Raw genomic sequence first — 2,795 nt, forward strand, 5'->3', positions numbered from 1 at the left:
ATACTCTAAGGTTCAAGGGTTTTCTGCCTTAATTATCTGTTAAACTTGGGTTATAGCATAAAATTGTAATTTTGCCTTCTTCAGCATTGCTCTATCCTTCTACCGAGTAAGAGCCAGAAATAGTCTTCCCCAAATCGCATGGAAATTGAAATTCCATTTACACAAAATTTTTTACACTCCTGATTATTGAAACTGCTGCAAAATATACCGCTGGAACATTGGTTCCACAAAAACGTAACTTCCCCGGGCCGTTTTTTCAATAATTGCTCTGTTAATCAGGTTATCAATGGCCCGTTTAACTTTATTGGGATGAATACCCTCCTGGTAAGTGTTTTCTCCCATCGCAAGCTGGTGCAGGACCCTCCGCACCTGGGGACGGGCGCTTAAATCATCCAGCATTTCGTCGAAGATTGGGGCGAGAGCCAACATCGCCCGGCTGTACCCCAAGCGCACGTAATCATGGGTAAGGACATTATCTCCTGTTTCCAAAAGGGTGTAATAAACTTCCGAACAGAGGAACATGGTATCTTGCGGGTGCCCGCCGGAAAGGAAAACAATTTCTTTTACCACATTCTCATCGGTCCGAATGTTCCTGGAGGCGAATTTTTGGGTGATATAGGGTATCCAGTCGCCTTCAGCTATATAGGGAATGGGAAGCATGGCGGCAAAGCGGTAGAACGCTTCTTTTCTCTCGCTGAAAAGAGTTTGCATCATGCCTTCCTTGGACCCTAGAAAAAGGCAGGTCACGTTCTTTTGCGCCTGGAAATGGGCACGCATCCGCTTGAATATCTCGGTATCTGTCACCCTGCGAGCATCCTGAAACTCGTCGAACATGACCACCATAAGCTTATCATCCCTGGCGGCCAGGATGCCCGGGAGCCGTAAAGCGTAGTCTATGAGTTCATCCTCTGTTTTTTTTTCGGGAAAGCCGAAGGAAATTTCCAGGTCGGCAAGTTTGATGGCAAGCTGCGCTCCGCCAGCTAGGGCTTTGGCTTTGTCCCGTAATATGCTCAAAGTCTTGCTGATTCCGGTCCTGTTTTCCAGGCACGCGTCAATCAAGCTGACAGCAAAATTCCGCCTGCCGGAAAAGCGGAAGAAGTCTACTGCAGCGGTATAAACCTTTTTTTCTTTCAGTCTGCGTAAGACTTCATGGGCCAGAGACGTCTTGCCAATCCGCCGGGGTCCGGCCAGCATCACGCTTTGCCCGTCTAAGAGGCGGTTAACCAAAGAAACTATGAAATCTTCCCGGCCTACCAGGTCTTCTTTGGCAACAGGCCCGCCAAGGGGGAATAGTCCTTTGATCAAAATATCACCCTTCATTTTAACTCACCCCTTTTGTGATATTATATCACGTTTTAAGTGATGTAACACCGCTTTCTAGGCGTGACAAGAAACAAATGTTGCTCTTCTTACACAGCAGCATATTTGCATCAGCGATTTACTGTCATTGGAGAGATAAAGACGGCAAACTCCTAAAAGTCGAAGAGCAGCCTGTTGATGAGAAGGGCAACCCGATTGACCTCAAACCGAGCAAGTAACGCATTAAATGGTAAAGAAGAGTTCACGCCGCTTGTAAAATTAAGCCCAGCGGCGTGAGGAATGAAGCGGCGCGAAGAGGATTTCACGCCGCCCAACAAAAAAGCGGTATGAGCCTAATTGGTTTCCTCTGAAAAACTCCGGGATTTAAAACCAAAAACATCTGTATAGGCTTAAGCTTGCTTATAGAGGGAACCCGCTTGGTTTTGCAGCCCTTCTGCCATGGCGGCAAGCTCCTGGCTGGCGGAGGCGATTTCTTCAATAACGGCAAGCTGCTGCTGGACAGCTTTGTCTACGTCCTTGTTCTGGCTGGCCAACAGCGTGTTTGATTCTTTGAGGGCCTTCAGAATGTCATTTATCTGCCTGGCCGACTCGCTGCTGAACGAGGCCAGTTTTCCTATTTCATCGGCTACGACGGCGAAGCCGCGGCCCGCTTCTCCTGTTCTGGCTGCTTCGATGGCGGCGTTCAATCCCAGGAGTTTGGTTTGTTTCGCTATATCTTGGATGTAGGATACTATTGTGCTGGTGTCCTGTACTTTTTCCAGTGTACGGTTGGCAATCTCATCAAGGGTTTGTCCTGCCGCCGCCAGTTTTTCCGCCTGGGCGGTCAGGTCCTGGATTAAGGAGGCCAAGTGCACGGAAGCTGAGTGCAGGTTGCTTGCGGACGTAAGGATAAATTCCCTGGTGTCTGTTGTCTCTGTGGTGACGATGCAGCCGATTACGGAACCGCTGTCGTCTAGAATAGGGAGCCCGTTAGCAAGATAAGGCACGCCGTAAACAGATTTTTTTTGTGGCACCTCGATACTGATCCGCTTTTTGTCTTTCATGCATCTTTCGGCGACGGTACCTGGGGATATTTTGTCCCCGGCTTTTCTTCCCAGGTCGAGTCTTTCCGCTGGCCAATATGCCAGGTAGGTATCGCCGGCAATAACCGAAATTCCTATGTCGGCGGCAGTTATTTGATTGATGTACGGGGCGACCGCGGCGAAATACTCAAGAACTTTCATCCCTTTGACCTGGCTGGTACTGGCGTTGTTAGATTTCTCATTTGCGTCCTGACTCTCAAGACGGTCATAGTGATTAATACCCTCCATTTTTTGTCACCTCTTCTTATTTCTATTTTTATTGTTATAACGGAAAATTTTGAAAACCCTGCTGTTTTTTATATAACACATTTGTCCCTGGCTAGCAATATTTATATTATTTGAGCTTTTTGCGATGTAAGCTATTTTTATGATTTTCTAATCGCAAATCAAGCA

At 47.4% G+C, this 2,795-nt stretch carries 2 protein-coding genes; both read right to left on the minus strand.

The features are described from left to right. Nucleotides 1-183 precede the first annotated feature (183 nt). A complete protein-coding gene (locus NUV48_15460; protein MCR4443529.1) occupies nt 184-1,320 on the minus strand; it encodes an ATP-binding protein in 1,137 nt (378 codons plus the stop codon). Nucleotides 1,321-1,709: 389 nt separating this feature from the next. Next, nucleotides 1,710-2,630, minus strand: coding sequence for a methyl-accepting chemotaxis protein (locus NUV48_15465; GenBank protein ID MCR4443530.1), 921 nt, complete (start codon nt 2,628-2,630; stop codon nt 1,710-1,712). Nucleotides 2,631-2,795: the final 165 nt, after the last annotated feature.

It is taken from the genome of Peptococcaceae bacterium, assembly GCA_024655825.1.
In the GTDB taxonomy this organism is placed as follows: Bacteria; Bacillota; Peptococcia; order DRI-13; family PHAD01; genus JANLFJ01.